The sequence below is a fragment of the Cellulomonas sp. P1_G12_2 genome (genome assembly GCF_056405535.1).
In genome coordinates this window covers 53,600-77,175 of the sequence record NZ_JBFUBX010000004.1, presented here as the reverse complement: position 1 = coordinate 77,175, position 23,576 = coordinate 53,600, and the positions used below count along the sequence as shown (strand labels likewise).

Here is a 23,576-nt window from a genome sequence, read left to right as displayed (position 1 = left end):
CTGAGGAAGTCAGCCGCTGAGTTTGTCCTCGAGGGCGGCCGACATCGCGGCAAGAGGTGCCGGGTGCCCGGTCATCAGGCGGACCTGCTCGGCGGCCTGGTGCAGCAGCATCTGCTCACCGCCCACCACCACTCCCCCGGCAGCCGCCCAGGCGAGGGACAGCGCCGTGGGGCGCGGGTCGTACGCGACGTCCAGGAGGGTGCCCGCGGCGTGCTCGAGCCGGCCCGCCAGAGGATCGGCGGCGTGCGGCGGGAGGGTCGACACGACGACGTCCGCCTGCCCGATCTCGCCGGCGTGATCGAGCGTGCGGTACACCGGGGTGACCCCCATCCGGTGCGCGGCACGCATGAGACCGCCGGCCCGTGCGACCGCGCGCACGTAGACCACCGGGGAGGTGCAGCCCAGCTGCGCGAGTGCGGCCAGCGCCGACGACGCGGTGGCGCCCGCGCCGAGCACGGCCGCGGTCCCGACCGGGCCGTCCAGGCCCAGGGCGGCGACGATCCCGTGCACGTCCGTGTTGGCGCCGACGAGCGTGCGGCCCTGGAACAGCACGGTGTTGACCGCACCGACCACCTCGGCGAGCGGCTCGACGTGGTCGAGCAGCGGGATGACCGTCTGCTTGAGCGGCATGGTCAGGCTCAGCCCCGCCCAGGAGCCGTCGAGCCCGCGCACGAACGCCTCGAGCTCAGCCTCGGTGACGTCGACGGCGTCGTAGCGCCAGCCGTCGAGGCCCAGCGCCGCGTAGGCGGCACGGTGCAGCGTCGGTGACAGCGAGTGCGCCACCGGGTGCCCGAGCACCGCCGCCCGTCGAGGGGCGGCGATGGTCACCCGCTGTTCTCCGCCTGCCACTGACGAAGCAGTGCCTTGTTCGCGTTGTGCTCCTCGTTCGTGACGGCGAACCGGGTCTCCCCGGTGTCGAGGTTGACCGCCACCCAGAAGAGCCAATCACCCGGCTCAGGGTTGAGGACCGCGTCGATCGACACCGCACCCGGGGAGGCGATCGGCGACGGCGGCAACCCGAGGTGGGTGTAGGTGTTGTAGGCGTTGGAGTCGTCCTGCGTCATCTCCGTGGTCAGGTCCATGCCCGAGATGCCCAGCCCGTAGGCGACCGTCGCGTCGATCTGCAGGACCATCTCCTTGTCGAGCCGGTTCTCGATGGCACGGGCCACCTTGGGCCGGTCCTCGGGGAGCTTCGCCTCGCGCTCCACCAGCGACGCCTTGTTGAGCACGGTCTCCCACTGGTCCTGCGGGACACCCTTCTGCGTCAGCACGGCGACGGTCTGCGCGGTCATCTGCGCCAGCACGCTCGCCGGCGTGGCGTCCGGCTGGATATCGTAGGTGGCAGGGAACAGCCAGCCCTCGGCGTTGCCGTTGGCCTCGGCCGGGAGCGCGATGGCAGCGGGGTCCGCGATCGCGGCCTGGACGTCCTCGACGGGGACGGCCATCTTCTCGCTGAGCTTCGTCGCAATCTGGTCCTTGGTGAGCCCCTCGGGGATCGTGACCTTGAACGAGACCCGGCTCGACGGGTTGAGAAGCGCGGTGACGGCGTCGGAGGCCTTCATCTCGAGCAGCATCGAATAGGTGCCCGGCTGGATCGAGCCTGCCTGCGGGTTCGCGGCGAAGGCGTCGTTGAAGGCCTTGGCGGTGGCGACGACCCCGGCGTCCACGAGCGTCGTCGCCATGTCCGCGCCGGTGTCGCCGGGCTTGATGACGATCTCCACCCTGCCGTGACCGACCCCGGTGTAGTCCTTGACCCCGCTGCCGGAGCCTCCCTGACCCTGGAAGAAGCCGCCCATCAGCTCGACGACCACGTAGGCGGCGCCGACCACCATGAGGAGGGCCACGACGAGCACCCAGATCGAGCGACGACGGCGACGCTTGCGCTCGCGCTGCTCCTTGGCTCGACCGCGGGATCGCGAGGGCCGGTGCTCAGGAGGGGCGACGCGGGTGTCGCCGCCGAAGAGATCACTCACCTCGTCGCTCCGTTCTCCAGGGGCCCAGCGGTCGGTCTGGCTGTTGGTCACGTGCGAGTCACTCCACAGTCGTCCGTGCGTCGCCCGCAGCCCCCCCGCGCGCCACTGGAACGTGCTGTCCTGGGTCGACCGGGACCCGCTCACCGGGACGTCGTCCCGACGCACGCTCCGCGTCCAGCGCGGACTGCAAGATCACCACCGCGGCCGCCTGATCGACGACCTGCCGGTGGCTGCGTCCGGATCGGCCGGACGCATGCAGCGCGTGATGGGCGGACACCGTGCTCATCCGCTCGTCGACCAACCGCACCGCGACGGGTGCGACGGCCTGCGCCAGTTGGACAGCGTACGCGCGCGCGGCCGCAGATGCGGAACCTTCGGCACCCGACAAGTGCATCGGGAGTCCCACGTACACAACACCCACACCTCGCTCCTGCACCTCCCGCACCACCTGCGCGAGGTCGGCAGGGAGCCGACCCTTCGTGCCGGTCGCACGGGCGAGCGTGGCCACCGGCGTGGCGATCAGCCCGTCGGGGTCGCTGCTCGCGAGCCCGACGCGGACCGAGCCGACGTCGACGGCGAGCCGGGGGCCGCGGACGACGGCCGCGTCGGGATCAGGGGCGGCGGGCACGTCAGCCGCTCACCGCCGTGGCGACCGCCGCCAGTGCCTCGGCGAGCCGCGCGGGATCCGTGCCGCCACCCTGAGCCAGGTCGTCCTTGCCGCCCCCGCCGCCGCCGAGGATCCCGGACGCCGTTCGGACGAGAGCCCCGGCGCGCACGCCACGCTCCCGCGCGGCCGCGTTGGTCGCCACGACGACGACCGGCCGTCCCTTGCTCACGCCTCCGATCGCGACGACCGCGGGCGACGCCTCGCCGAGCCGCACACGGACGTCGAGCACGAGGGTGCGGAGCTCGTCGCCACCGACCTCGCCGGCGTCGTGCGTGACCACGCGGGTCTCCCCCACGGTCTGCGCGCCGGACGCCAGGGCGCCGGCCTGCGCGAGCAGCGTCGCCTGGCGCAGGGTTGCGAGCTCCTTCTCGGAGTCCTTGAGCTTGGTGAGCAGCGAGGACACCCGCTCCGAGAGCTCGTCGGGACGCGCCCCGAGCAGGCCCGAGAGCTGTCCGACGAGCGCGCGCTCCTTCGCCTGGTACCCGTACGCACCCGCACCGACGAGCGCGTCGACACGCCGCACGCCGGAGCCGATCGCGGACTCGGACAGCAGGGTGACGAGGCCGAGCTCGCCGGACCGCTTGACGTGGGTGCCGGCGCACAGCTCGAGCGACCAGCCGTCGCCGATGTCGACGACGCGGACCTCGTTGCCGTACTTCTCGCCGAACAGTGCCATCGCGCCCCGGCCACGTGCCTCGTCGATCTTCATCACCGAGTCGGTGACCTCGAGGTCGTCCTGCAGCCGATCGTTGACGCGAGCCTCGATCTCCGCGACGACCTGCGACGGGGTCGCCGAGGGCGACCGGAAGTCGAACCGGAGCCGGCTCGGCGCATTGAGCGAGCCCGCCTGCGTGGCGCTCTCCCCGACGGACTCGTGCAGCGCCTTGTGCACCAGGTGCGTGGCCGTGTGGGCGCGCGCGATCGCCCGGCGGCGGTCGACGTCGATGGTCGCGGTACCGGACTCGCCGAAGGTCACCGTGCCGTCGACCAGCCGCCCGTGGTGCACGGACAGACCCTTGACCGGCGCCTGGACGTCGTCGACCTCGATGCGGGCACCGCCGTCGAGCAGGATGACGCCGGTGTCCGCCAGCTGCCCGCCCGCCTCGGCGTAGAACGGGGTCACGTCGAGCACGACCTCCACGTCCGCGGGCGCGGTCGCGGCCGGCGCCGGGACGCCGTCCACCAGCAGGCCGACCACGCGCGAGCGTGCCGTCGCGTCCGTGTAGCCGATGAACTGCACCGGCTTGGCGGTCTCGCTGCTCAGCGTGCTGTGCAGCTCCTGGTAGGCCGCCGTGTCGGCGCGGCCCGCGCGCTTGGCCAGCGCGTCCGCCCGAGCGCGGTCCCGCTGCTCCTTCATCAGGGTGCGGAACGCGGTCTCGTCGACGGAGACGCCCTGCTCGGCCGCCATCTCCAGCGTGAGGTCGATCGGGAAGCCGTAGGTGTCGTGCAGCTGGAACGCCTGCGAACCCGTGAGCAACGGCTCGGGAGACGACTTGGCCGCCTGCACCGCGGTGTCGAGGATCGTCGTCCCCGCCGCGAGCGTGCGGCGGAAGGTGTCCTCCTCCGCGTACGCGACCTGGCTGATCTTCTCGAAGTTCGCCGCCAGCTCCGGATAGGACGGGCTCATCGCGTCCTTGCTCAGGGGCAGCAGCGACGGCAGCGCGAGGTCGTCGACGCCCAGCAGGCGCATCGCCCGGATGGAACGGCGCAGCAGGCGGCGCAGCACGTAGCCGCGGCCCTCGTTGGAGGGCGTGACGCCGTCGCCCATGAGCATGAGCGCGCTGCGCACGTGGTCGGCGACGACGCGCATCCGGACGTCGTCGTCGTGCACCGCGCCGTACTGCTTGCCGGACAGCTCCTGTGCGCCCTGGATGACGGGGAAGACCTCGTCGATCTCGTACAGGTTGTCGACGCCCTGCAGCAGGTACGCGACGCGCTCGAGCCCCATGCCGGTGTCGATGTTCTTCTGCTTGAGGTCGCCCAGGATCGGGAAGTTCTCCTTGCCGCCCCCGTCACCGCGCTCGTACTGCATGAAGACGAGGTTCCAGATCTCGAGGTACCGGTCCTCGTCGACGACGGGACCACCCTCCGCGCCGTACTCGGGACCGCGGTCCACGTAGATCTCCGAGCAGGGACCGGACGGCCCGCGCGCACCGGTGGACCAGAAGTTGTCCTTCCAGCCCCGGCGCTGGATCCGCTCGTCGGGCAGCCCGGCGATCTGCTTCCACAGGTCGGCCGCCTCGTCGTCGTCGTGGAAGACGGTCACCCAGATCGTGTCGGGGTCGAAGCCGAACCCGCCCGACTCACGCGACCCGGTGACCAGCTCCCAGGCGAAGGTGATCGCGCCTTCCTTGAAGTAGTCCCCGAACGAGAAGTTGCCGTTCATCTGGAAGAACGTGCCGTGCCGGGTGGTCTTGCCGACCTCCTCGATGTCGAGGGTGCGCACGCACTTCTGCACGCTGGTGGCGCGCGGCCACGGCGCGGTCTGCTCCCCCAGCATGTACGGGATGAAGGGCACCATGCCGGCGATGACGAACAGCGTCGACGGGTCGGGCGAGATCAGCGAGGCCGAGGGGACGACGACGTGACCCTTGCCCTCGAAGTAGTCGAGCCAGCGCTGGCGGATCTCGGCGGTACGCATCGGTGTCCTCGTCGTCGTTCTGTGGTGATCGGGGTGGTGCCTAGAAGAAGGTGTAGCCGTCGTCGTCGTCGGGGTCCTCGGTGGGACCCGCCCAGTCGTCGCCGTGGCGGGAGGACCGGGCCGACCACGCGCTGCGCAGCTTGTCGACCCGCTCGGGCCGTTCCGCCCGGAGCGCGTCGATGTCGGCGTCGCCCACGAGGTCGTGCCGCAGCTGCTGCTCGCGCTCGGCCATCCCGGCGAGGAACTCGCTCTTCAGGGTGGCGACCGCGTGCGAGACCCGCTGGACACCGTCGACGGCGTCGGTCGTCCCGGCGGGCAGGTACGTCTCGACGATCGTGCGCCCCTTGCGCAGGACGACGACCGTGACGACGACCCCGACCGCGAGCCAGGTGAGGCGGCGGGCCATCATCGGCTCCGGCGCGCGCTCGCCGCGAGACCGGACAGCGCCCGGCGCACGCCGTACGAGAAGGCGGCGACCTTGATCATGGGCGATCCGACGGTGGCGGCGAACAGGGACGTCAACGCCGAGACGTTCTCCGAGACCTGCGCGGCCGCCGTGGTGACCGTGTCGATGTTCGCCAGCTGCGTGTTCGAGGACGCCACGAGCGTGGCGGTCTCGTCGAGCACGGGCACGGTGTGGTCGGTGATCTCCTTGACCGAGGTCCGCGTCTCGTCCAGCACGCGTCCCAGCTTGATCAAGGGGACCGCCAAGAAGCCCACGAGCAGCACGAACGCGATCGCGGCGATCAGACCCGCGACGTCACCCACCGACATGTCCAGCCTCCTGGTCCTGGGGTCGTCGACCCCGCCGAAACCCTACCTGTCCTGAACGCACGGACGCCCCGCTGCGCAGCTGCGCGGCGGGGCGTCCGTGAGGAGATCAGATCAGCGGGCGTAGTACTCGACGACCAGCTGGACCTCGCACGTCACGGGGATCTCCGCGCGCTTGGGGGCACGGACCAGGACGGAGCTGAGCTTCTCGAGCTGCACGTCGAGGTAGCCCGGGACCGTGGGGAGCACGTCGCGGTGGGCACCGGCGGCGGCGACCTGGAACGGCACGGTCGCCTGGCTCTTCGGCTTGACCTGGAGCGTCTGGCCCGGCTTCACGCGGAAGGAGGGACGGTCCACGATCTTGCCGTCGACGAGCATGTGACGGTGCACGACGACCTGGCGGGCCTGGAGGATCGTCCGGGCGAAGCCGGAACGCAGGACGAGGGCGTCGAGACGCGTCTCGAGGTTCTCGACGAGCGCCTCACCGGTCAGGCCCGGGGCCTTGCGGGCATCCTCGTACGCACGAGCCATCTGCTTCTCGCGCAGCGCGTACTGGGCGCGCAGACGCTGCTTCTCGCGGAGGCGGACCGCGTAGTCCGACTCGGTGCGACGACGCGCACGGCCGTGCTCGCCGGGGGGGTACGGCCGCTTCTCGAAGTGCTTGACGGCCTTGGGCGTCAGCGCGAGGCCGAGGGCGCGGGAAAGGCGCACCTGGCGACGCGAGCGGGTCACGCTGCTCACAGAGTTACTTCCTGTCGTTGTAGACGTCACACCCGAAGTCGGAGAGCTCCGCCGGGCGTGGGGCCGACCGTGTGGTGCGCCGTGTCTTGTTCCGACGCTGGCTAAGGCCCCAGGTGGCCGTCCGAGCTGGGGGCGTGGATGCACACCCGTCCCGCGGACGACCGTGACACTCTACCCTGCGGCGGCGGTGAAACCCGAATCAGCCCTGCTCGTCGAGGATCGCGCGGATCCGGTCCAGCCGCTCGGTCACCTGGCGCTCGTACCCACGGTCGCTCGGCTCGTAGTACCGCGTGCCCACCAGCTCGTCGGGCAGGTACTGCTGGGCGGCCACCGCGTGCGGCTGGTCGTGCGCGTACAGGTAGGACGTCCCGTGCCCCAGCTGCTTCGCCCCCGGGTAGTGCGCGTCGCGCAGGTGGGGCGGCACGGACCCGATACGACCCGCTCGCACGTCGGCCAGCGCCCTGTCGATGCCCGTGTACGCCGCGTTCGACTTCGGGGCCGTCGCCAGGTGCACGACGGCCTCCGCCAGGATGATCCGCGCCTCGGGCATACCGATCAGTGCGACAGCCTGAGCGGCCGCGACCGCCGTCTGCAGCGCGCTCGGGTCCGCCATGCCCACGTCCTCGGCGGCGGCGATGACGATCCGGCGGGCGATGAACCGGGGGTCCTCCCCCGCGGCGATCATCCGCGCGAGGTAGTGCAGCGAGGCGTCGACGTCGGAGCCGCGCATCGACTTGATGAACGCGCTGATGACGTCGTAGTGCTGGTCGCCGTCGCGGTCGTAGCGCACCGCGGCGACGTCGATGGCCCGCTCCATCGTCGCGAGGTCCACGGCGACGGGTGGGACGGCGTCGTCCTCGGACAGGGCGGAACCGGCGGCGGCCTCGAGGATGGTCAGTGCCTTGCGCGCGTCGCCTCCGGCCAGGCGCAGCAGGTGCTCCTCCGCGTCCTCGGACAGGCTGATCGAGCCGTCCAGGCCCCGCTCGTCCTCGACCGCGCGGCGCACCAGGCGACGCACGTCCTCGGTGTCCAGCGGCTGCAGCGTGAGCAGCAGGGAACGCGAGAGCAGCGGCGAGTTCACCGAGAACGACGGGTTCTCCGTGGTGGCGGCCACCAAGGTCACCCAGCGGTTCTCCACGCTGGGCAGCAGCGCGTCCTGCTGCGCCTTGGTGAACCGGTGCACCTCGTCGATGAACAGGACGGTCTCGGTGCCGTCCGTCGCCAGCCGCCGACGGGCGTCCTCGATCACGGCGCGCACGTCCTTGACACCTGCGGTCACCGCCGACAGCTCGACGAACCGGCGGCCGGACGTGGCGGCGATGAGGTAGGCGAGCGTCGTCTTGCCGGTGCCGGGCGGTCCCCACAGGACCACCGAGGTCGGCGCTGCCCGGCGGGCGGCCTCGTTGGCCGGCTCCACCAGACGGCGCAGCGGCGAGCCCCCGACGAGCAGGTGCTCCTGGCCGGCCACCTCCCCCAGGTCCCGCGGTCGCATGCGCACGGCGAGTGGCGCACCGGCACCGACGGCGGGCAGGCCGGTGGCCGTCGACGTCACCGCATCGAACAGGTCCATGCGGGCAGGGTACGCACGAGGACCCACGTCCGAGAGACGCCATCACGGCGATCTGGTGACTCCGTGTGCGCGACGGCTGTTCCACCTGCGACGATGACCGGCGTGTTCGCCCGAGTCGGTCGCGCTGTCGCCCACCATCCACGCCTCACCGTCGTCGCGTGGCTGGTCCTCGCCGTGCTCGGCTACGGTCTGGCCGTCCTCGGGGTGCACGGGGAGAACCTGTTCGACCGCCTGAGCACGGGCGCTCCCTCGGTCCCCGGGTCCGAGAGCGCCGAGGGGCGCCAGATCCTCGAGGACTCCGACGAGAGCGGCCCCTCGCTCACGCTGGTGCTCCAGGGTGTCGACCCGACGGACCCGGAGGTGGCCACCTCTCTGGCCCCGGCGCGCGCCGAGCTCGCGGAGATCGAGGGCGTCGTGTCCGTCATCGACGCCCTGGGCCTGCCGGACGGCGCGGCCAACCCTGCCGCGGCCCCCCTGCTCGCCGCGGACGGCGACGGGTTCCTGGTCGTCGTCGAGCTCGCACCGGACCTGTCGCCGGACGAGGAGCAGGCTGCCCTGGACGAGGTCGCGGAGCGCCTCCGGGACGTCCCCGCGGACCTCGAGGTGGCCGCGCCCGGCGTGACCGGGATAGTCGGCGGCACGAGCCTGATCGTCGAGGCCATCACGGACCAGGTGGAGACCGACCTGCGCACCGGCGAGACCATCGCCCTGCCGATCGCGCTCCTGATCATGGTGCTCGTCTTCGGCGGCTTCCTCGCTGCCTCGATGCCGATGATGGGCGCGATCGCCTCGATCGCCGGCGGCCTCGCGGCGCTGCTCGGCTTCTCCTACCTGCTCGACCTCGACTCGTCCGTCGTCAACATCGTGACGGTCCTCGGTCTCGGCCTCTCGATCGACTGGGGGCTGCTGATGGTGTCCCGGTTCCGGGAGGAGCTGCACCGCGTCGTCGACGGCGACGGCGGCCGCGGGAGCCGACGACGGCGCGGCGACGGCGCCGTGCTCACCGCGATCGAGCGCACCATGGCCACCGCCGGCCGGACGGTGACCTTCTCCGCGCTCATCGTGGCCATCTCGATCGCGGGCCTGCTCGTCTTCCGGCCGCCGATCCTGCGTGCGTTCGGTGCGGCGGGCGTCGCCGTGATCGTGGTGGCCGTCGCGACCGCCCTGACCCTCGTGCCCGCGCTGCTCGTGCTCGCGGGCCGCCGACTCATCCGGCCGAGCATCCTGGCGCGGATCCCCGGGCTGCGCGGCATCCTGGCGCGCACCGCCGACGTGCAGACCGAGGATGGGCTCTTCTCGCGGCTCGCCGCACGCGTGCAGCGGCACCCCTGGTTCGTGCTCCTCGGGTCGCTCGCGGTGCTGGGGATCCTCGCCCTCCCGCTCGCCCACATCGAGCTGCGCAACTCGACCACCGAGCTGCTCCCCGCCGGCAGCACCCAGCGCGAGTTCGTCGACGTCCTCGCCAGCGACTACCCCGCGGCCTCCACCCCGGCGATCACCGTCGTCGCGCAGACCTCCCTCGACGAGGCCACCGCGTGGGCCGCGACCCTCGAGGACCTCGACGGTGTCGCGTCCGTCGACCCGCCGTCCCCGGTGGACTCCTACGTGGTGATCGGGGTCCGGCCCGACACCGACGACCCCGGCGACGCCGTCGCCCGCGGTGTCGTGCACCAGGTCCGCGACCTCGACGCACCGTTCCCCACCTGGGTCACGGGTCAGGCCGCCTCGCAGATCGACTTCACCGCCGCCGTCGTCGACCGGGCACCGATCGCGATCGGGATCGTGGCGATCACGACGCTCGTCCTGCTCTTCCTGATGACCGGCTCGGTCGTCGTGCCCGTCAAAGCGCTCCTCACCAACGCGCTGTCCCTGGCGGCGTCGCTGGGGGTGCTCGTGTGGGTGTTCCAGGACGGCCACCTGTCCCGCCTGCTCGACTTCACGCCGACCGGTGGCATCGAGACCTACGTCGTCGCGCTCGTCGTCGCGTTCGCGTTCGGGCTGGCCATGGACTACGAGGTCTTCCTGCTGTCCCGGATCAAGGAGTTCGTCGACCAGGGCGTGTCCAACAACGACGCCGTGCGCTTCGGCCTGCAGCGGTCCGGCCGCATCATCACCTCGGCCGCGCTGATCGTCATCGTCGTGTTCGCCGGCTTCGTCGCGGGTGAGCTGCTGGTGATCAAGGAGGTCGGCTTCTCGTTGGCGGTCGCGGTGCTCATCGACGCGACCCTGGTGCGGATGCTGCTCGTCCCGGCGACGATGACGCTCCTCGGCCGTGCGAACTGGTGGGCCCCGCCGTTCCTGCGGCGCGCCTACGACCGCATCTCGATCACCCACTGACGAGCACCGTGCCCAGCCACCGCACAGCCGTGGACCGCGTCCCGTACCTTCGTGCGCGCCGGCACGCACGTGCGGCCACGCTCCTGGTCCTGCTGCTCGTCGGGTTCCTGGCGCGGACGATCGCCGTCCTGGCGGGTCTCGAGGGCATCTCGCCGGTGGCGATCCTGCCGTTCCTCACCCTGTGCGTCGTGTGCATCGTGGCGTGGATCGTCCTCGGCCGTCTGTGGCGTCGGTCCGCGGCTCTGCGGCCCGTCACCCTCTCCGTCGACGCGGGCGACGGCGCGCTGCAGGGCGCTCCGGAGCGCGACGGCCCCGAGGGCGGCCACCTGTCCCTGCGGGGCGAGGTCGAGCCGCCCACACGGTGGTGACCCGGACCGCACGTCAGCCGGGAGGACGCTCCGAGCCCGCCGGGCCGAAGGACGTGAGCTCGGCGTCGGTGCGGAAGCCGAGCCGACGGTAGATCCGGCGTGCCGTGTCGTTCTGTGCGTACATGCCGAGCGACACCCACGACGCCCCGGCCAGCACGCCCGCGCGCGTCGCGGCCGCGGTGAGGGCGGTCCCCATGCCGCTCCCGCGCAGGGTCGGCAGGACGCCGAGGCCGTGCACGTGCCAGGACGCGTCGTCGCGCACGCCACGTCGAGCCGAGACACCGACGACGCCGCCCAGCGCGCGGTCGACCTCGACCCCCCACCACCCGAGCTCGTCGGGCGCGGTGGGGTCCGCTGATGTCTCGGGGTTGGCCGAGTGGAGGCAGGTGCGGATCCTGTCTGCGTCGGCCTGCGGATCGAGCCGGACGACGGAGCTCTCCCCCGCGACCCCCGGAGGGGCGGCGTCCGTCGAGAGCCAGTCCCAGGTGGAGAACGGGACCAGATCGAGCCGGGCGAGCACGTCTGCCCGCGGACGAGACCCGCGGGGCACGCTCATCCACCGGGCGTGACCGACGTCCTGGGCGGCGACGAGGCGGTCGACGGAGGCAGGGTCGCCACGCCCGAGCAGGCTGGGACGATCCGGTCCGCCGATCACCAGCACGACCGCGTCGTCGTCCCCGAGGACCTCGACCGCGCTCCAGCGGCTGCGGTCACCGAGCAGCATCCGGTCCTCCCGCCAGCGCGGCGGGAGGACCTCGAGCACGTCGACCATCAGGCCTCGGTGGCGACCTTCGGCTTGGCGTCGACGCCGGCCTCGCGGCGCTGCTCCGGCGTGATCGGTGCCGGCGCAGCCGTCAGCGGGTCGAACCCGCCGCCCGACTTCGGGAACGCGATGACGTCGCGGATCGACTCCGAGCCGGTCAGGAGCGCCAGGATGCGGTCCCAGCCGAACGCGATCCCGCCGTGCGGCGGCGCGCCGAACTGGAACGCCTTGAGCAGGAAGCCGAACTTCTCCTGCGCCTCCTCCGGCCCGATGCCCATGACCTCGAACACGCGCTCCTGCACGTCCCGGCGGTGGATACGGATGGACCCGCCGCCGATCTCGTTGCCGTTGCAGACGATGTCGTACGCGTAGGCCAGCGCGGCACCGGGGTCCTGCTCGAACGTGTCGAGCCACTCCGGCGTCGGTGAGGTGAACGCGTGGTGCACCGCGGTCCAGGCGCCCCCGCCGACCGCCACGTCGTCGTCCTCGCCCGTGGGCTTGAACAGGGGCGCGTCGACCACCCAGACGAACTTCCACTCGTTCTCGTCGATCAGGCCACCGCGGCGACCGATCTCCAGACGCGCGGCACCGAGGAGCGCCCGGGCGTCGTTCACCGGCCCGGCCGCGAAGAACACCGCGTCGCCGGGGTTCGCGCCGACGGCCGCCACGAGCCCGGCGCGCTCCGACTCGGAGAGGTTCTTGGCCACCGGACCGCCGAGCTCGCCGTCCTCACCGACCGTGACGTACGCCAGGCCCTTGGCTCCGCGCTGCTTGGCCCACTCCTGCCACGCGTCGAACCCGCGCCGCGGCGTCGACCCGCCACCGGGCTGCACGACCGCGCCGACGTACGGGGCCTGGAACACCCGGAACGGGGTCTCCGCGAAGTACTCGGTGAGCTCGACCAGCTCGAGCCCGAAGCGCAGGTCCGGCTTGTCGTTGCCGTAGCGCGCCATGGACTCCGCGAACGTGATCCGCGGGATCGGCGTCGGGATGGTGACCCCGATGAGGTCCCAGAGCGCGACCAGGATCTGCTCGCCGAGGGCGATGACGTCGTCCTGCTCGACGAAGCTCATCTCGACGTCCAGCTGCGTGAACTCCGGCTGACGGTCGGCGCGGAAGTCCTCGTCCCGGTAGCAGCGGGCTATCTGGTAGTACCGCTCGAGCCCGCCGACCATGAGCAGCTGCTTGAACAGCTGCGGCGACTGCGGCAGCGCGTACCAGGAGCCCGGCGCCAGGCGCGCGGGCACCAGGAAGTCGCGAGCGCCCTCCGGGGTGGAGCGGGTCAGGGTCGGCGTCTCGACCTCGACGAAGTCCTGCGCGTCGAGCACGCGACGCGCGGCCTGGTTCGCCTTCGCGCGCAGCTTCATCGCGCGGGCCGGGGCCGGCCGGCGCAGGTCGAGGTACCGGTACTTGAGGCGAGCCTCCTCGCCGATCGGCTCGTCGAGCGAGGACGACACCTGGAACGGCAGCGGCTCGGCCTCGTTGAGCACGACCACCTGCGCGGCGACCAGCTCGACCTCGCCCGTGGCCAGGTTGGGGTTCTCGTTCCCGGCGGGCCGACGCCCGACCTCGCCCGTCACCTGCAGCACGTACTCCGCGCGCAGGCCGTGCGCGACGGCCTCGTCGCGGATGACGACCTGGGCGATGCCCGACGCGTCCCGCAGGTCGACGAACGCCACCCCTCCGTGATCCCGCCGCCGGTCCACCCAGCCCGTGAGGGTGACGGTGGTACCGATGTGCTCGGCTCGCAGCGAGCCGGCCGTGTGGGTGCGGAGCACGGAAGGTCCTTCGGGGTCGGGGTGGTGGGTGCGCCCGTCGGACGCCCGCACGATCTTAGTGCCCGGGCAGGGAGGGGCTCGCCGCGATTTCCACGGTGGTCAGCACGCGGGTGACGGTGGGCGCGGTCGGCACCGACGAGAACCCGAACCTCACCGGTGGCACGACAGGTGCCAGCGCGCCCAGGTCCTCGGACCCCCACAGCGCACGTATCGCGGTGACGGCGTGCTGGTCGGTCGCGGTGTACCACTCGCGTCGGCCCTGGCCTGCGGTGCCGCGGGTGCGCACGCCGTCGAGGAGAACGCGGGAGACGGGGTCGATCGCGGTGGCGACGAGCACGGCGGCGGCGGGAGCACGCGGCACCAGGGCGAGCGCGTGCCCGACGGCGGTCCGGGCACCGATCGTCAGGTCCGCCGTCAGCGGCCCCGCACGGAGGCGCCAGCGACGTCGACGCTCGTCCGCCGCGAGCGTCACCGGGACCACGTGCACGGCGTCGAAGTCGTAGGTCGACGCCACCAGCTCGGCCACGTCGTCACGCGGCGCGAGCAGGAGCCGGGTGCCGTCCGCGCGCTCGACCATGACGTCGGCGAACGGGCCGACGGGCGAGCCGAGCCAGCGGCCGACGACGATCCGCGTGCCCTCCTGCGTCCCCACGCCCGCGATGTGCCCGTCGAACACCCACCGGGTCATCGGAGCGACCACCGTGCGGGGGCCTGAGCTGCTGGTGCGCACATCCGGGCACCGTAGCTCCGGCCGGTCCTGGCCGCCTGCCGGACGAGCGACCCGTCAGAACAGCACGGGCTGCGCCGCCGCCACGCTCGGCTCGAGCGCGGGAAGGTCCGCCGCAGCCAGGCTGCCCGTCGGGTACGAGCCCTCGCCCGGCGTCTCGCGGCGACCCGACCGGTGTCCCGCCCCGTCGGCGAAGCCGTGCCGCACCAGCAGGGGGCGCACACGCTCGTCGAGCCACCGCGCGTACTCCCGCGGTACGTACGCCCCGCGCCCGTAGAGCTCCTCGTAGCGGTGCACCAGGGCGGGCGCGTGCTCGCGCAGCCAGGCGAGGAAGAGCGGCTTGACCGGCCCCCGCAGGTGCAGTGGCAGGACCGTCACCCCGGTGGCGCCCGCGTCGGCGAGCTCCCGCAGCAGAGCGTCGAGGCGTCCCCGGTCGTCCGTGAGCCACGGCAGCACGGGCGCGACCATGACGCCGCACGGCAGCCCCGCGTCGCGGACCGCCCGGATGAGATCGAGGCGCGCCCGAGGCGTCGGCGTGCCGGGCTCCAGGGCCTGCTGAAGGGTCTCGTCGCCGATCGCCAGGGAGACGCCGATACCGATCGGTACCGTCTGGGACGCCTCCGCCAGCAGACTCAGGTCGCGTCGCAGCAGGGTGCCCTTGGTGAGGATGGACAGCGGTGTGCCGCTCGATGCCAGTGCCTCGATGATCCCCGGCATGAACCTGTACCGGCCCTCGACGCGTTGGTACGGGTCGGTGTTGGTCCCCAGCGCCACGTGCTCGCGTGCCCACGACGGCCGCGCGAGCTCGGCCCGCAGCACGTCGACGACGTTGGTCTTCACGACGATCTGGGTCTCGAAGTCCCGGTCGGCGTCCAGGTCCAGGTACTCGTGGGTCGGCCGGGCGAAGCAGTAGCGGCACGCATGGAGGCAGCCCCGCGTCGGGTTCACCGTCCACCGGAACGGCATCGAGGACGCCGCCGGGACCTTGTTGAGCGCGCTCTTGCACGTCACCTCATGGAACGTGACCCCGGCGAAGTCCGGTGTGCGCACGCTGCGCTGCAGTCCGGCGAGCGCCAGCCCGGGCAGCGCCGACGTCTCGTCGCTCCCCAGCTTCTGACCGTCCCATCGCATGCGTCCATGCGAACACCTGTTCGAACTGGTGTCAAGCAGGCACGACGCGCGGCCACAGGTCGGCGTCGTCGGGCATCCACGTCGCCGCGTCGGCGTCCACCTGGTCGCCGGAGCGGATGTCCTTGACCTGGTCCGCCGCCGCGTCACCGTCGCCGACGAACCACACGAACGGGATCCCCCGGCGGTCGGCGTGCCGGATCTGCTTGCCGAACTTCGCCGCGGACGGCGCCACCTCGACCGGGATGCCCCGGGCGCGCAGCGCGGTGGCGACGGCATCGGACCTGTCGCGCGCGTCCTCGGTCGACACCGCGACCAGCACCGCGCTGGGGACGGAGCGCGTGACCGTCACCAGGCCGGCGCCCAGCAGTCGCGACACGAGCCGGGACACGCCGATCGACAACCCGACGCCCGGGTAGGTGTTCGCACCGTCCGACGCGAGCGTGTCGTACCGCCCGCCCGAGCAGATCGAGCCGAGCTGCTCGTGCCCGACCAGGACGGTCTCGTAGACGGTCCCCGTGTAGTAGTCGAGCCCCCGGGCGATCTTCAGGTCGGCGACGACCACGCCGGGAGCCCGGACGGCGGCCGCGCGGATGAGCGCACCGAGCTCCGCGAGACCCTCGTCGAGGAGGTCGTTCGACTCCCCCGCCAGGGCCCGCACGCGGTCGATCACCGTCTCGTCGGAGCCGCTGATGCTCGCGAGCTCCAGGCACGCGCGCGCCTGCGCGTCGTCGGCCCCGGCCTCCGCGACCAGGAGTGCCGCGACGGCTTTGGCGCCGATCTTGTCGAGCTTGTCGATGCTCCGCAGCACGGCCTCGACGTCCGTCAGCCCCAGCCCGCGGTAGAAGCCCTCGGCGACCTTGCGGTTGTTCACCAGGATCCGGACCGGCGGCACGCCGATCTCCTGCAGCGCACCGAGCGCCTCCGCCATCACCAGCGGGACCTCGACCTCGTAGTGGTACGGCAGCGCGCCCGCGCCGACGACGTCGATGTCGGCCTGGACGAACTCGCGGAACCGCCCGTCCTGGGGCCGCTCACCCCGCCACACCTTCTGGATCTGGTAGCGGCGGAACGGGAACGCCAGGTGACCGGCGTTCTCCAGCACGTACCGCGCGAACGGGACCGTCAGGTCGAAGTGGAGCCCCAGCGTCCCGGCACGGTCCGGCTCGGCCCCCGCCTCCTCCTGCAGGCGGCGCAGCACGTAGACCTCCTTGGAGGTCTCGCCCTTGCGCAGCAGCTGGTCGAGAGGCTCGACGGCGCGCGTCTCGATGCCGACGAAACCGTGCAGCTCGAAGGTGCGGCGCAGGGCGTCGAGGACGTGCTGCTCGACGAGGCGCCCGTCGGGCAACCACTCGGGGAATCCGGACAGGGGGGTGGGTCGTGCCATGGGCCCTGATCCTTCCAGACCCCGGAGGACCTCAGAGCCGCGCGAGGTACGGGTTGCGCGCCAGCTCGGTGGCGATGTCGCTCGTCGGTCCGTGACCGGGGACGACGATCGTCCCGGGCGGCAGGGTCGCGACGACCTCGCGCAGGGTCAGCTGCATCGTCGCGTCGTCTCCGCCGGGCAGGTCCGTGCGGCCGACCGACCCCGCGAACAGGACGTCCCCCGTGAAGGCCACGGTGTCGACCAGGTAGAGCGTCGAGCCCTCCGTGTGTCCGGGGGCGTGCCGCGCGACGATGCGGAGGCTGCCGAGCTGCATGACGGTGTCGGCGGAGCGGGCGTCGTCGATGCCACCGAACGGCTCGACCCGCCGCGGGGCCGTGTAGCTCGCGGGGTCGATGCCGGTGGCGGCGATCGCCTGGGCGAGAGGTCCGGACGGGTCGTGCGACGGGCTCCCCGACGAGCCCAGGAGCCCGAGCGTGCCGAACGGGTCGGCCAGGCGGTAGGCGTCGGCGGCGTGCAGCACCACCGGCACGTCGAGGGCGTCGGACAGAGGGCCGGCATCCCACGTGTGGTCGACGTGCCCGTGCGTCGCGAGCACCGCGGCCGGCCGCAGGTCGCGGTCCGCGACGAGCTGCAGCACGGAGTCGGTGACCCCTGCCCCGGCGTCGATGACGACGCACGAGCCGTCGTCGTGGACGAGCACGCTGCAGCGCGCGCCGAAGACCGCGGAGACGACGGTGATGACCTGCATGGGAGGCACGGTATCCCCCGGCGTGTCCGGACTGTGATGTCGCCCCTCGGCGTCGCTGGTCGCCGGTGGCGCTGGCTTGCCTAGACTGTCCCGGGTTCCCTTCATGCAGTGCGGCAGGTGGACGGCCTGCCGCACCGCGCGACGTCGCGAGGAGTGTGCGTGTCCAGCAAGAGCGAGCGTGAGTACGAGCGCCGCCGGTACGAGAAGTGGCAGGAGCGCCAGGCCAAGGCCCGGGCGCGCCGCCACCGCCAGCGCGTGATCGCCGGCAGCATCGTCGCCGCGCTCGTCCTCACCACCGGAGTCGTCGCCGCGATCGCCCTGACGAACAACGACGACCCGGCAGCCTCGCCCACCCCGACGGCCACCGCGACGACCCCGCCCGCCAACTCGGCCGACGTCCCGGACCCCGCCCTCGCCGAGGGCCGCACCTGGACCGGTGACATCGCGCTCACCCAGGGCGACCTGGGCATCGAGCTCGACGGCGCGGCCGCTCCGCAGGCGGTCGCCAACTTCGTCACGCTCGCGCAGGAGGGCTTCTTCGACGCGACCAAGTGCCACCGCCTCACGGAGGAAGGACTCTTCGTGCTGCAGTGCGGCGACCCGACGGCACTCGGCGTCGCGGACACCACCACCGGCGGCACCGGCGGACCCGGCTACACCTGGGGCCCGATCGAGAACGCACCCGCCGACGGCGTGTACCCCGCGGGCACCATCGCCATGGCACGGACCCAGAACGACGGCAGCTCGATGGGCAGCCAGTTCTTCCTGGTCTACGAGGACTCACCTATTCCCGCAGACAGTGCGGGTGGCTACACCGTGTTCGGCCACATCACGTCCGGCATGGACGTGCTGCAGGCCATCGCCGACGCGGGCACCGTCGAAGGGACCCATGTCCCGGTGTCCGACGTCATCATCGAGGGAGTGAACATCCAGTGACTCAGACCCCGACGTCCGGACCCGACCCCGACGACCTCGTCCTGGCGCCCGACGCCGAGCAGCCCGCGGCGCCCGCGGTGCCCGACGAGGTCGACGCCACGGCTCCCGACCAGGTCACGGAGGACGCTCCCGCCGCCGAGGCACCTGAGGAGTCGGCCGCGCAGGACGCGTCGGCCGACGAGACGTCCGCGGCTCCCGACGAGACCGTCGCCGCGGACGCGCCCGCTGCAGTCGACGAGACCGTCGTCGCCGAGGTACCGGCAGCTGCTGACGAGACCGTCGTGGCAGACGCACCTACCGCCGACGAGACGGTCGTCGAGGACGCTCCCGCGGCCACCGACGAGCCCGCGGCCACGTCCGAGGTCGCCGACGCCTCCGCGGCCACGCCCGAGGTCGCCGACGCCCCCGCGGCCAGCGACGAGCTCGCCGACGCACCCGCGGCCACCGACGAGACCGCCGACACCCTCGCTGCCACCGACGAGGTCGCCGACGCTCCCGCGGCCACCGACGAGCCAGCCCAGCTCGAGGCCAGCGAGGCCGAGACCGAGGCGTCCGCGCCCGAGGCCGCACCAGACGAGCCGGCCTCCGCCCCGGCGGCGGCGTCCGCGCCGACCCCGTCCGCCGTGCGCCCGGTCCCGCGACCGCGTCCGGTCCCCCACCCGCCGACGCACCCGGCCCCCGCTGCGACCGCGGCCGCACCTGCCGCGCCCGTGCCGCCCCCGCAGGACGCCGCAGAGGCAGCCCACGCCGCCACGTTCGGCAGCGTGGACGAGGAGGGCAACGTCTCCGTCCGCGAGGCTGCGGGTGAGCGCGTCGTCGGCCAGTACCCGGGCGCCACGACCGAGGAGGCGCTGGCGCTCTACGTCCGCCGGTTCCTGGACCTGCAGGCCAAGGTCACGCTCTTCGAGGCACGCCTCGCCGCGACGGACCTGTCCGTCAAGGAGATCGACCAGACGCTGGCCCGGCTCACCGACGAGGTGGCCGAGCCCGCGGCGGTGGGCGACCTCGACGGGCTCCGTGCTCGCCTGGACGCCCTCCGGGCCACCGCGGCCGAGCGCCGCGCGGTCGCGGAGGCGGAGCGTGCCGCGGCGCGCGAGGCAGCCGTCGTGGCCCGCACCGAGATCGTGGAGCAGGCCGAGAAGATCGCGTCCACGGACCCGTCCCGCATCCAGTGGCGGCCCGCCGGTGAGCAGCTGCGTCTGCTCCTGGACCAGTGGAAGGAGGCGCAGCGCACCGGACCGCGCCTCGACCGGCCCACGGAGGAGTCCCTCTGGAAGCGGTTCAGCCACGCCCGCACCACGTTCGACCGCGAGCGTCGCCACTTCTTCGCCGAGCTGGAGACGCGCAACGCGTCCGCCAAGCAGGTCAAGGAGGCCCTGGTGGCCGACGCCGAGCGGCTGCAGTCGAGCACCGACTGGGGCGCGACGGCGGGTGTCTTCCGTGACCTGATGGCGCAGTGGAAGGCGGCCGGACGGGCCAGCCGTGCCGACGACGACGCCCTGTGGGCCCGGTTCCGCGCGGCACAGGACGCGTTCTTCGCCGCACGGGACGCCCAGTCGGCCGCGACCGACGAGGAGTTCCGCGCCAACCTCGAGGTCAAGGAAGCCCTGCTGGCCGAGGCAGAGGCCCTCGTGCCCGTCACCGACCTCGCGGCGGCCAAGTCGGCGCTGCACAAGATCCAGGACCGGTGGGAGGCCGCCGGCAAGGTGCCGCGCGCCGACGTCCAGCGGATCGAGGCGCGACTGCGGGCCGTGGAGACGGTCGTGCGGGACACCGACCAGGCTCAGTGGCGCCGCACCAACCCGGAGACGCGTGCGCGCGCCGAGGGGGCAGCTGCGCAGCTCGAGCAGGCGATCGCGGGGCTCGAGGCCGATCTGGACCGCGCCAAGGCGGCCGGCGACGCGCGGAAGATCGCGGACGCCCAGGCCGCGCTGGACGCCCGGCGCTCCTGGCTCGAGCAGGTGCAGCGCGCGGCTCAGGACGCCCGCGGCTGACCCCGCAGCCTGATCGACCGAGGCACCTGCCCGTCCGGGTGGGGGCCTCGGTCGTCCACAGATCCGTCGACCGCGGCCGGCGAGGTCCCGGCACGCGCCATGCTGCACGGGTGAGCACCCGACTCGACGAGTTCCGCCCGGTGCCCCCGGTCCTCCCCCGCACCGTCAGCCGTGACGACGTCGGGGCAGCCGCGTGGTTCGGTCTGCTCCGGGACGGCGTCGTGCGGATCGTCTGGGGGGAGGTCGCGATCGCGGCCGACCTCAGCGACACTCCCGAGCTGCGCGCGGTAGCGCTGGCGCCGCTGGTGCCCGCACGCGGGGTCGTCGGACGACGCGCGGCCGCCTGGGTGCACACCGGGTGCTTTCCCCCGGTCCGCGTCGACGTGCTCGTGCGCACCGGGGGGCGTCGGACCGACCCGCACCCCGAGCGGTTCGCCGCCGAGGCCGACCTCCCCCCGCAGGACGTGGTTCGCGTCGGCAGCCTCAAGGTCACCACCGTGCAGCGGACGGGCACCGATCTCGCCCGGATGCTGCCGCGCGACGAGGCCGTGCCGGTGCTGAAAGGACTGCGCGAGGTCGGCTTCGACCCCGAGCGAGCACTCGAGCACCTGGTGGAGCTCCGCGGCCGGCGCGGGGTCCGTCAGGCCCGCAGCACCCTGCAGGGCCTCTGACGTCAGGCGCGGATCGCCGGCTCCTCGGCGGCCTTGGCCCCCGTGATGCGGTAGACGTCGAACACGCCCTCGACCTTGCGCACGGCCGCGAGGACCGACGCCAGATGGGACGGCTCGGCCATCTCGAACACGAACCGCGAGAGCGCCACCCGGTCGCGCGAGGTGGACACGGACGCGGACAGGATGTTCACGTGCGAGTCCGACAGCACACGCGTGACGTCGGACAGGAGCCGGCTGCGGTCGAGCGCCTCCACCTGGATCTGCACGAGGAACAGCGACGAGCTGGTGTGGCTCCACTCCACGTCGACCATGCGCTCGGGCTCGTTGCGCAGGCTCGTCACGTTGATGCAGTCCGAGCGGTGCACGCTCACGCCGGCGCCGCGCGTCACGAAGCCCACGATCTCGTCGCCGGGCACCGGGGTGCAGCACTTGGCCAGCTTCACCCAGATGTCGTCGACACCCTTGACCACGACGCCGGGGTCACCGGTGCGGACCCGCCGCTGCGTCTGACCGGGCCGGGCGACCTCGGCGAGGTCCTCCTCGGCTGCCGGCTCGCCACCCATCGACTGCACCAGCCGCTGCACGACCGTGCCGGCCGACACCTGCCCCTCGCCGATCGCCGCGTAGAGCGCGGAGACGTCGGCGTACCGCATCTCGTTGGCGAGGGCCACGAGGGACTCGTGCGAGAGCAGACGCTGGATCGGCAGGTTCTGCTTGCGCATCGCCTTGGCGATGGCGTCCTTGCCGTGCTCGATCGCCTCCTCGCGGCGCTCCTTGGAGAACCACTGGCGGATCTTGTTGCGGGCGCGTGGGCTCTTGACGAAGCCGAGCCAGTCCCGAGAGGGCCCGGCGGTCTCCGACTTCGACGTGAAGACGTCGACCACGTCGCCGTTCTCGAGCGACGAGTCCAGCGGAACCAGACGACCGTTGACCCGGGCGCCCATGGTCCGGTGGCCGACCTCGGTGTGCACCGCGTACGCGAAGTCCACGGGCGTCGACCCCGACGGCAGACCGATCACGTCGCCCTTGGGCGTGAACACGTAGACCTCGGAGCCGGCGATCTCGAAGCGCAGCGAGTCGAGGAACTCGCTCGGGTCCGCGGTCTCCTTCTGCCAGTCGACCAGCTGCCGCAGCCACTGCATGTCGTTGCCGGCGGAGTCCTTGTCGGTGGTGCCGGCGTTCTTCGCGCTCTCCTTGTACTTCCAGTGCGCGGCGACGCCGTACTCCGCCCGACGGTGCATGTCGTGCGTGCGGATCTGGATCTCGACGGGCTTGCCGCCGGGTCCGATGACCGTGGTGTGCAGCGACTGGTACAGGTTGAACTTGGGCATCGCGATGTAGTCCTTGAACCGGCCCGGGACCGGGTTCCACCGCGCGTGCAGCGCGCCGAGCGCCGCGTAGCAGTCCCGCACCGAGTCGACCAGGACGCGCACCCCGACGAGGTCGTAGATGTCCGCGAAGTCGCGGCCGCGCACGATCATCTTCTGGTAGATCGAGTAGTAGTGCTTGGGCCGCCCGGTGACCGTCGCCTTGATCTTCGCCTTGCCCAGGTCGGCGCCCACCTGCTCGCGGACGGTCGCCAGGTACTCCTCGCGGGCTGGCGCGCGCTCGGCCACCAGGTGCACGATCTCGTCGTAGACCTTGGGGTAGAGCGTCGCGAACGAGAGGTCCTCGAGCTCCCACTTGATCGTGTTCATGCCCAGCCGGTGGGCCAGGGGCGCGTAGATCTCGAGCGTCTCGCGGGCCTTCTTCTCGGCCGACGCGGCCGCGACGAACTTCCACGTCCGCGCGTTGTGCAGGCGGTCGGCGAGCTTGATGACGAGCACGCGGATGTCCCGCGACATCGCGACGACCATCTTGCGGACGGTTTCGGCCTGCGCCGCGTCGCCGTACGTGACCTTGTCCAGCTTGGTCACGCCGTCGACCAGCATCGCGATCTCGGGGCCGAACTCGCGGCGCAGCTGGTCGAGCGAGTACTCGGTGTCCTCGACGGTGTCGTGCAGCAGCGCGGCCGCCAGCGTCGACGGCGTCATGCCCAGCTCGGCGAGGATCGTCGCGACCGCCACGGGGTGCGTGATGTACGGGTCGCCGCTCTTGCGCAGCTGCCCACGGTGCGCCTTCTCGGCCACCACGTACGCCTGCTCCACGACCGCCAGATCGGCCTTCGGGTGGTTGGTGCGCGCAGCCTGGAGCACCGGCTCGATGGCCGGGAACGCGGCACCGCTGCGGGCGCCGAACCGGCCGAGGCGCGAGCGCATGCGGCTGGACGGAGAGTCGCTCTGCGTCGCCGGGACGCCGGTCTCGGGCGTGCGGACGTCCTCGCTCATCACACCCCCTCCCACGGTCGAGGCGACAGTCTACGACCGTGCGGCGGGT

20 protein-coding genes are annotated in these 23,576 nt (G+C 72.4%); 5 read left to right on the top strand and 15 right to left on the bottom strand.

Going from position 1 to position 23,576, the window contains the following annotated elements; translation table 11 throughout:
• Positions 1-9: 9 nt before the first annotated feature.
• The 8 genes from AC1DXT_RS14315 to AC1DXT_RS14280 form a co-directional block, all read right to left on the bottom strand.
• Entirely contained in the window at positions 10-822 is an 813-nt protein-coding gene (locus AC1DXT_RS14315; protein ID WP_477062288.1) for a shikimate dehydrogenase, read from the bottom strand.
• A gap of 2 nt (positions 823-824) precedes the next feature.
• Positions 825-1,973 carry an endolytic transglycosylase MltG gene (gene mltG, locus AC1DXT_RS14310; protein ID WP_477061975.1) on the bottom strand — a complete coding sequence of 383 codons (1,149 nt, stop codon included), beginning with the start codon at positions 1,971-1,973 and terminating at the stop codon, positions 825-827.
• A gap of 58 nt (positions 1,974-2,031) precedes the next feature.
• Entirely contained in the window at positions 2,032-2,601 is a 570-nt protein-coding gene (gene ruvX, locus AC1DXT_RS14305; RefSeq protein WP_477061974.1) for a Holliday junction resolvase RuvX, read from the bottom strand.
• Position 2,602: 1 nt separating this feature from the next.
• Complete coding sequence (gene alaS, locus AC1DXT_RS14300) at positions 2,603-5,281, bottom strand: alanine--tRNA ligase (RefSeq protein ID WP_477061973.1); 2,679 nt, start codon at positions 5,279-5,281, stop codon at positions 2,603-2,605.
• A 40-nt stretch (positions 5,282-5,321) separates the two neighbouring features.
• Positions 5,322-5,687, bottom strand: a complete 366-nt coding sequence (locus AC1DXT_RS14295; RefSeq protein WP_477061972.1) for a hypothetical protein — start codon at positions 5,685-5,687, stop codon at positions 5,322-5,324.
• Positions 5,687-6,055: a DUF948 domain-containing protein gene (locus AC1DXT_RS14290; RefSeq protein WP_056095021.1), complete on the bottom strand. Its 369-nt coding sequence runs from the start codon at positions 6,053-6,055 to the stop codon at positions 5,687-5,689. Before AC1DXT_RS14290 ends, AC1DXT_RS14295 begins: the two co-directional genes overlap by 1 nt.
• Before the next feature lie 111 nt (positions 6,056-6,166).
• The gene (gene rpsD / locus AC1DXT_RS14285) at positions 6,167-6,793 is read right to left on the bottom strand and encodes a 30S ribosomal protein S4 (protein ID WP_056095024.1); all 627 of its coding nucleotides are present in this window, start codon (positions 6,791-6,793) and stop codon (positions 6,167-6,169) included.
• A 199-nt stretch (positions 6,794-6,992) separates the two neighbouring features.
• Positions 6,993-8,363 (bottom strand): replication-associated recombination protein A, encoded by a 1,371-nt coding sequence (locus tag AC1DXT_RS14280; RefSeq protein WP_477061971.1) that lies wholly within the window; start codon positions 8,361-8,363, stop codon positions 6,993-6,995.
• A gap of 93 nt (positions 8,364-8,456) precedes the next feature.
• Here AC1DXT_RS14280 and AC1DXT_RS14275 point away from each other — a divergent pair, with 93 nt between their 5' ends.
• Both AC1DXT_RS14275 and AC1DXT_RS14270 read left to right on the top strand, forming a co-directional pair.
• Complete coding sequence (locus tag AC1DXT_RS14275; RefSeq protein ID WP_477061970.1) at positions 8,457-10,700, top strand: MMPL family transporter; 2,244 nt, start codon at positions 8,457-8,459, stop codon at positions 10,698-10,700.
• Positions 10,701-10,708: 8 nt separating this feature from the next.
• Complete coding sequence (locus tag AC1DXT_RS14270; protein ID WP_477061969.1) at positions 10,709-11,068, top strand: hypothetical protein; 360 nt, start codon at positions 10,709-10,711, stop codon at positions 11,066-11,068.
• 13 nt (positions 11,069-11,081) lie between these two features.
• On the opposite strand, the gene AC1DXT_RS14265 is transcribed toward AC1DXT_RS14270, so the two are convergent.
• The 6 genes from AC1DXT_RS14265 to AC1DXT_RS14240 are packed head-to-tail and all read right to left on the bottom strand — an operon-like array spanning position 11,082 to position 17,599.
• A complete protein-coding gene (locus AC1DXT_RS14265; RefSeq protein WP_477061968.1) occupies positions 11,082-11,840 on the bottom strand; it encodes a GNAT family N-acetyltransferase in 759 nt (252 codons plus the stop codon).
• Positions 11,840-13,609: an aspartate--tRNA ligase gene (gene aspS / locus AC1DXT_RS14260; protein ID WP_477061967.1), complete on the bottom strand. Its 1,770-nt coding sequence runs from the start codon at positions 13,607-13,609 to the stop codon at positions 11,840-11,842. The genes AC1DXT_RS14265 and aspS overlap by 1 nt, the downstream gene beginning before the upstream one ends.
• 55 nt (positions 13,610-13,664) lie before the next feature.
• Positions 13,665-14,339, bottom strand: coding sequence for a hypothetical protein (locus AC1DXT_RS14255; protein ID WP_477061966.1), 675 nt, complete (start codon positions 14,337-14,339; stop codon positions 13,665-13,667).
• A 54-nt stretch (positions 14,340-14,393) separates the two neighbouring features.
• Entirely contained in the window at positions 14,394-15,467 is a 1,074-nt protein-coding gene (locus AC1DXT_RS14250; protein WP_477061965.1) for an Rv2578c family radical SAM protein, read from the bottom strand.
• A gap of 31 nt (positions 15,468-15,498) precedes the next feature.
• Positions 15,499-16,851 carry a histidine--tRNA ligase gene (hisS, locus tag AC1DXT_RS14245; protein ID WP_477061964.1) on the bottom strand — a complete coding sequence of 451 codons (1,353 nt, stop codon included), beginning with the start codon at positions 16,849-16,851 and terminating at the stop codon, positions 15,499-15,501.
• Between the two features lie 31 nt (positions 16,852-16,882).
• Positions 16,883-17,599, bottom strand: a complete 717-nt coding sequence (locus AC1DXT_RS14240) for an MBL fold metallo-hydrolase (protein ID WP_477061963.1) — start codon at positions 17,597-17,599, stop codon at positions 16,883-16,885.
• Positions 17,600-17,758: 159 nt separating this feature from the next.
• On the opposite strand from AC1DXT_RS14240, the gene AC1DXT_RS14235 reads away from it, so the two are divergent.
• The 3 genes from AC1DXT_RS14235 to AC1DXT_RS14225 all read left to right on the top strand — a co-directional run bounded on the left by AC1DXT_RS14235 (position 17,759) and on the right by AC1DXT_RS14225 (position 21,200).
• A complete protein-coding gene (locus AC1DXT_RS14235; protein ID WP_477061962.1) occupies positions 17,759-18,535 on the top strand; it encodes a peptidylprolyl isomerase in 777 nt (258 codons plus the stop codon).
• Complete coding sequence (locus tag AC1DXT_RS14230) at positions 18,532-20,529, top strand: DUF349 domain-containing protein (RefSeq protein WP_477061961.1); 1,998 nt, start codon at positions 18,532-18,534, stop codon at positions 20,527-20,529. The genes AC1DXT_RS14235 and AC1DXT_RS14230 overlap by 4 nt, the downstream gene beginning before the upstream one ends.
• Positions 20,530-20,639: 110 nt before the next feature.
• On the top strand, positions 20,640-21,200 hold the full coding sequence (locus AC1DXT_RS14225; RefSeq protein ID WP_477061960.1) for a hypothetical protein: 561 nt from the start codon (positions 20,640-20,642) through the stop codon (positions 21,198-21,200).
• A 2-nt stretch (positions 21,201-21,202) separates the two neighbouring features.
• On the opposite strand, the gene AC1DXT_RS14220 is transcribed toward AC1DXT_RS14225, so the two are convergent.
• Complete coding sequence (locus AC1DXT_RS14220; protein ID WP_477061959.1) at positions 21,203-23,527, bottom strand: RelA/SpoT family protein; 2,325 nt, start codon at positions 23,525-23,527, stop codon at positions 21,203-21,205.
• Positions 23,528-23,576: the final 49 nt, after the last annotated feature.

Coding starts and splice junctions, on each gene's coding strand:
- alaS (WP_477061973.1), bottom strand. CDS start 5,281: ATGCGTACCGCCGAGATCCGCCAGCGCTGGCTCGACTACTTCGAGGGC.
- AC1DXT_RS14295 (WP_477061972.1), bottom strand. CDS start 5,687: ATGGCCCGCCGCCTCACCTGGCTCGCGGTCGGGGTCGTCGTCACGGTC.
- AC1DXT_RS14290 (WP_056095021.1), bottom strand. CDS start 6,055: ATGTCGGTGGGTGACGTCGCGGGTCTGATCGCCGCGATCGCGTTCGTG.
- AC1DXT_RS14280 (WP_477061971.1), bottom strand. CDS start 8,363: ATGGACCTGTTCGATGCGGTGACGTCGACGGCCACCGGCCTGCCCGCC.
- AC1DXT_RS14275 (WP_477061970.1), top strand. CDS start 8,457: ATGACCGGCGTGTTCGCCCGAGTCGGTCGCGCTGTCGCCCACCATCCA.
- AC1DXT_RS14265 (WP_477061968.1), bottom strand. CDS start 11,840: ATGGTCGACGTGCTCGAGGTCCTCCCGCCGCGCTGGCGGGAGGACCGG.
- AC1DXT_RS14250 (WP_477061965.1), bottom strand. CDS start 15,467: ATGCGATGGGACGGTCAGAAGCTGGGGAGCGACGAGACGTCGGCGCTG.
- hisS (WP_477061964.1), bottom strand. CDS start 16,851: ATGGCACGACCCACCCCCCTGTCCGGATTCCCCGAGTGGTTGCCCGAC.
- AC1DXT_RS14240 (WP_477061963.1), bottom strand. CDS start 17,599: ATGCAGGTCATCACCGTCGTCTCCGCGGTCTTCGGCGCGCGCTGCAGC.
- AC1DXT_RS14220 (WP_477061959.1), bottom strand. CDS start 23,527: ATGAGCGAGGACGTCCGCACGCCCGAGACCGGCGTCCCGGCGACGCAG.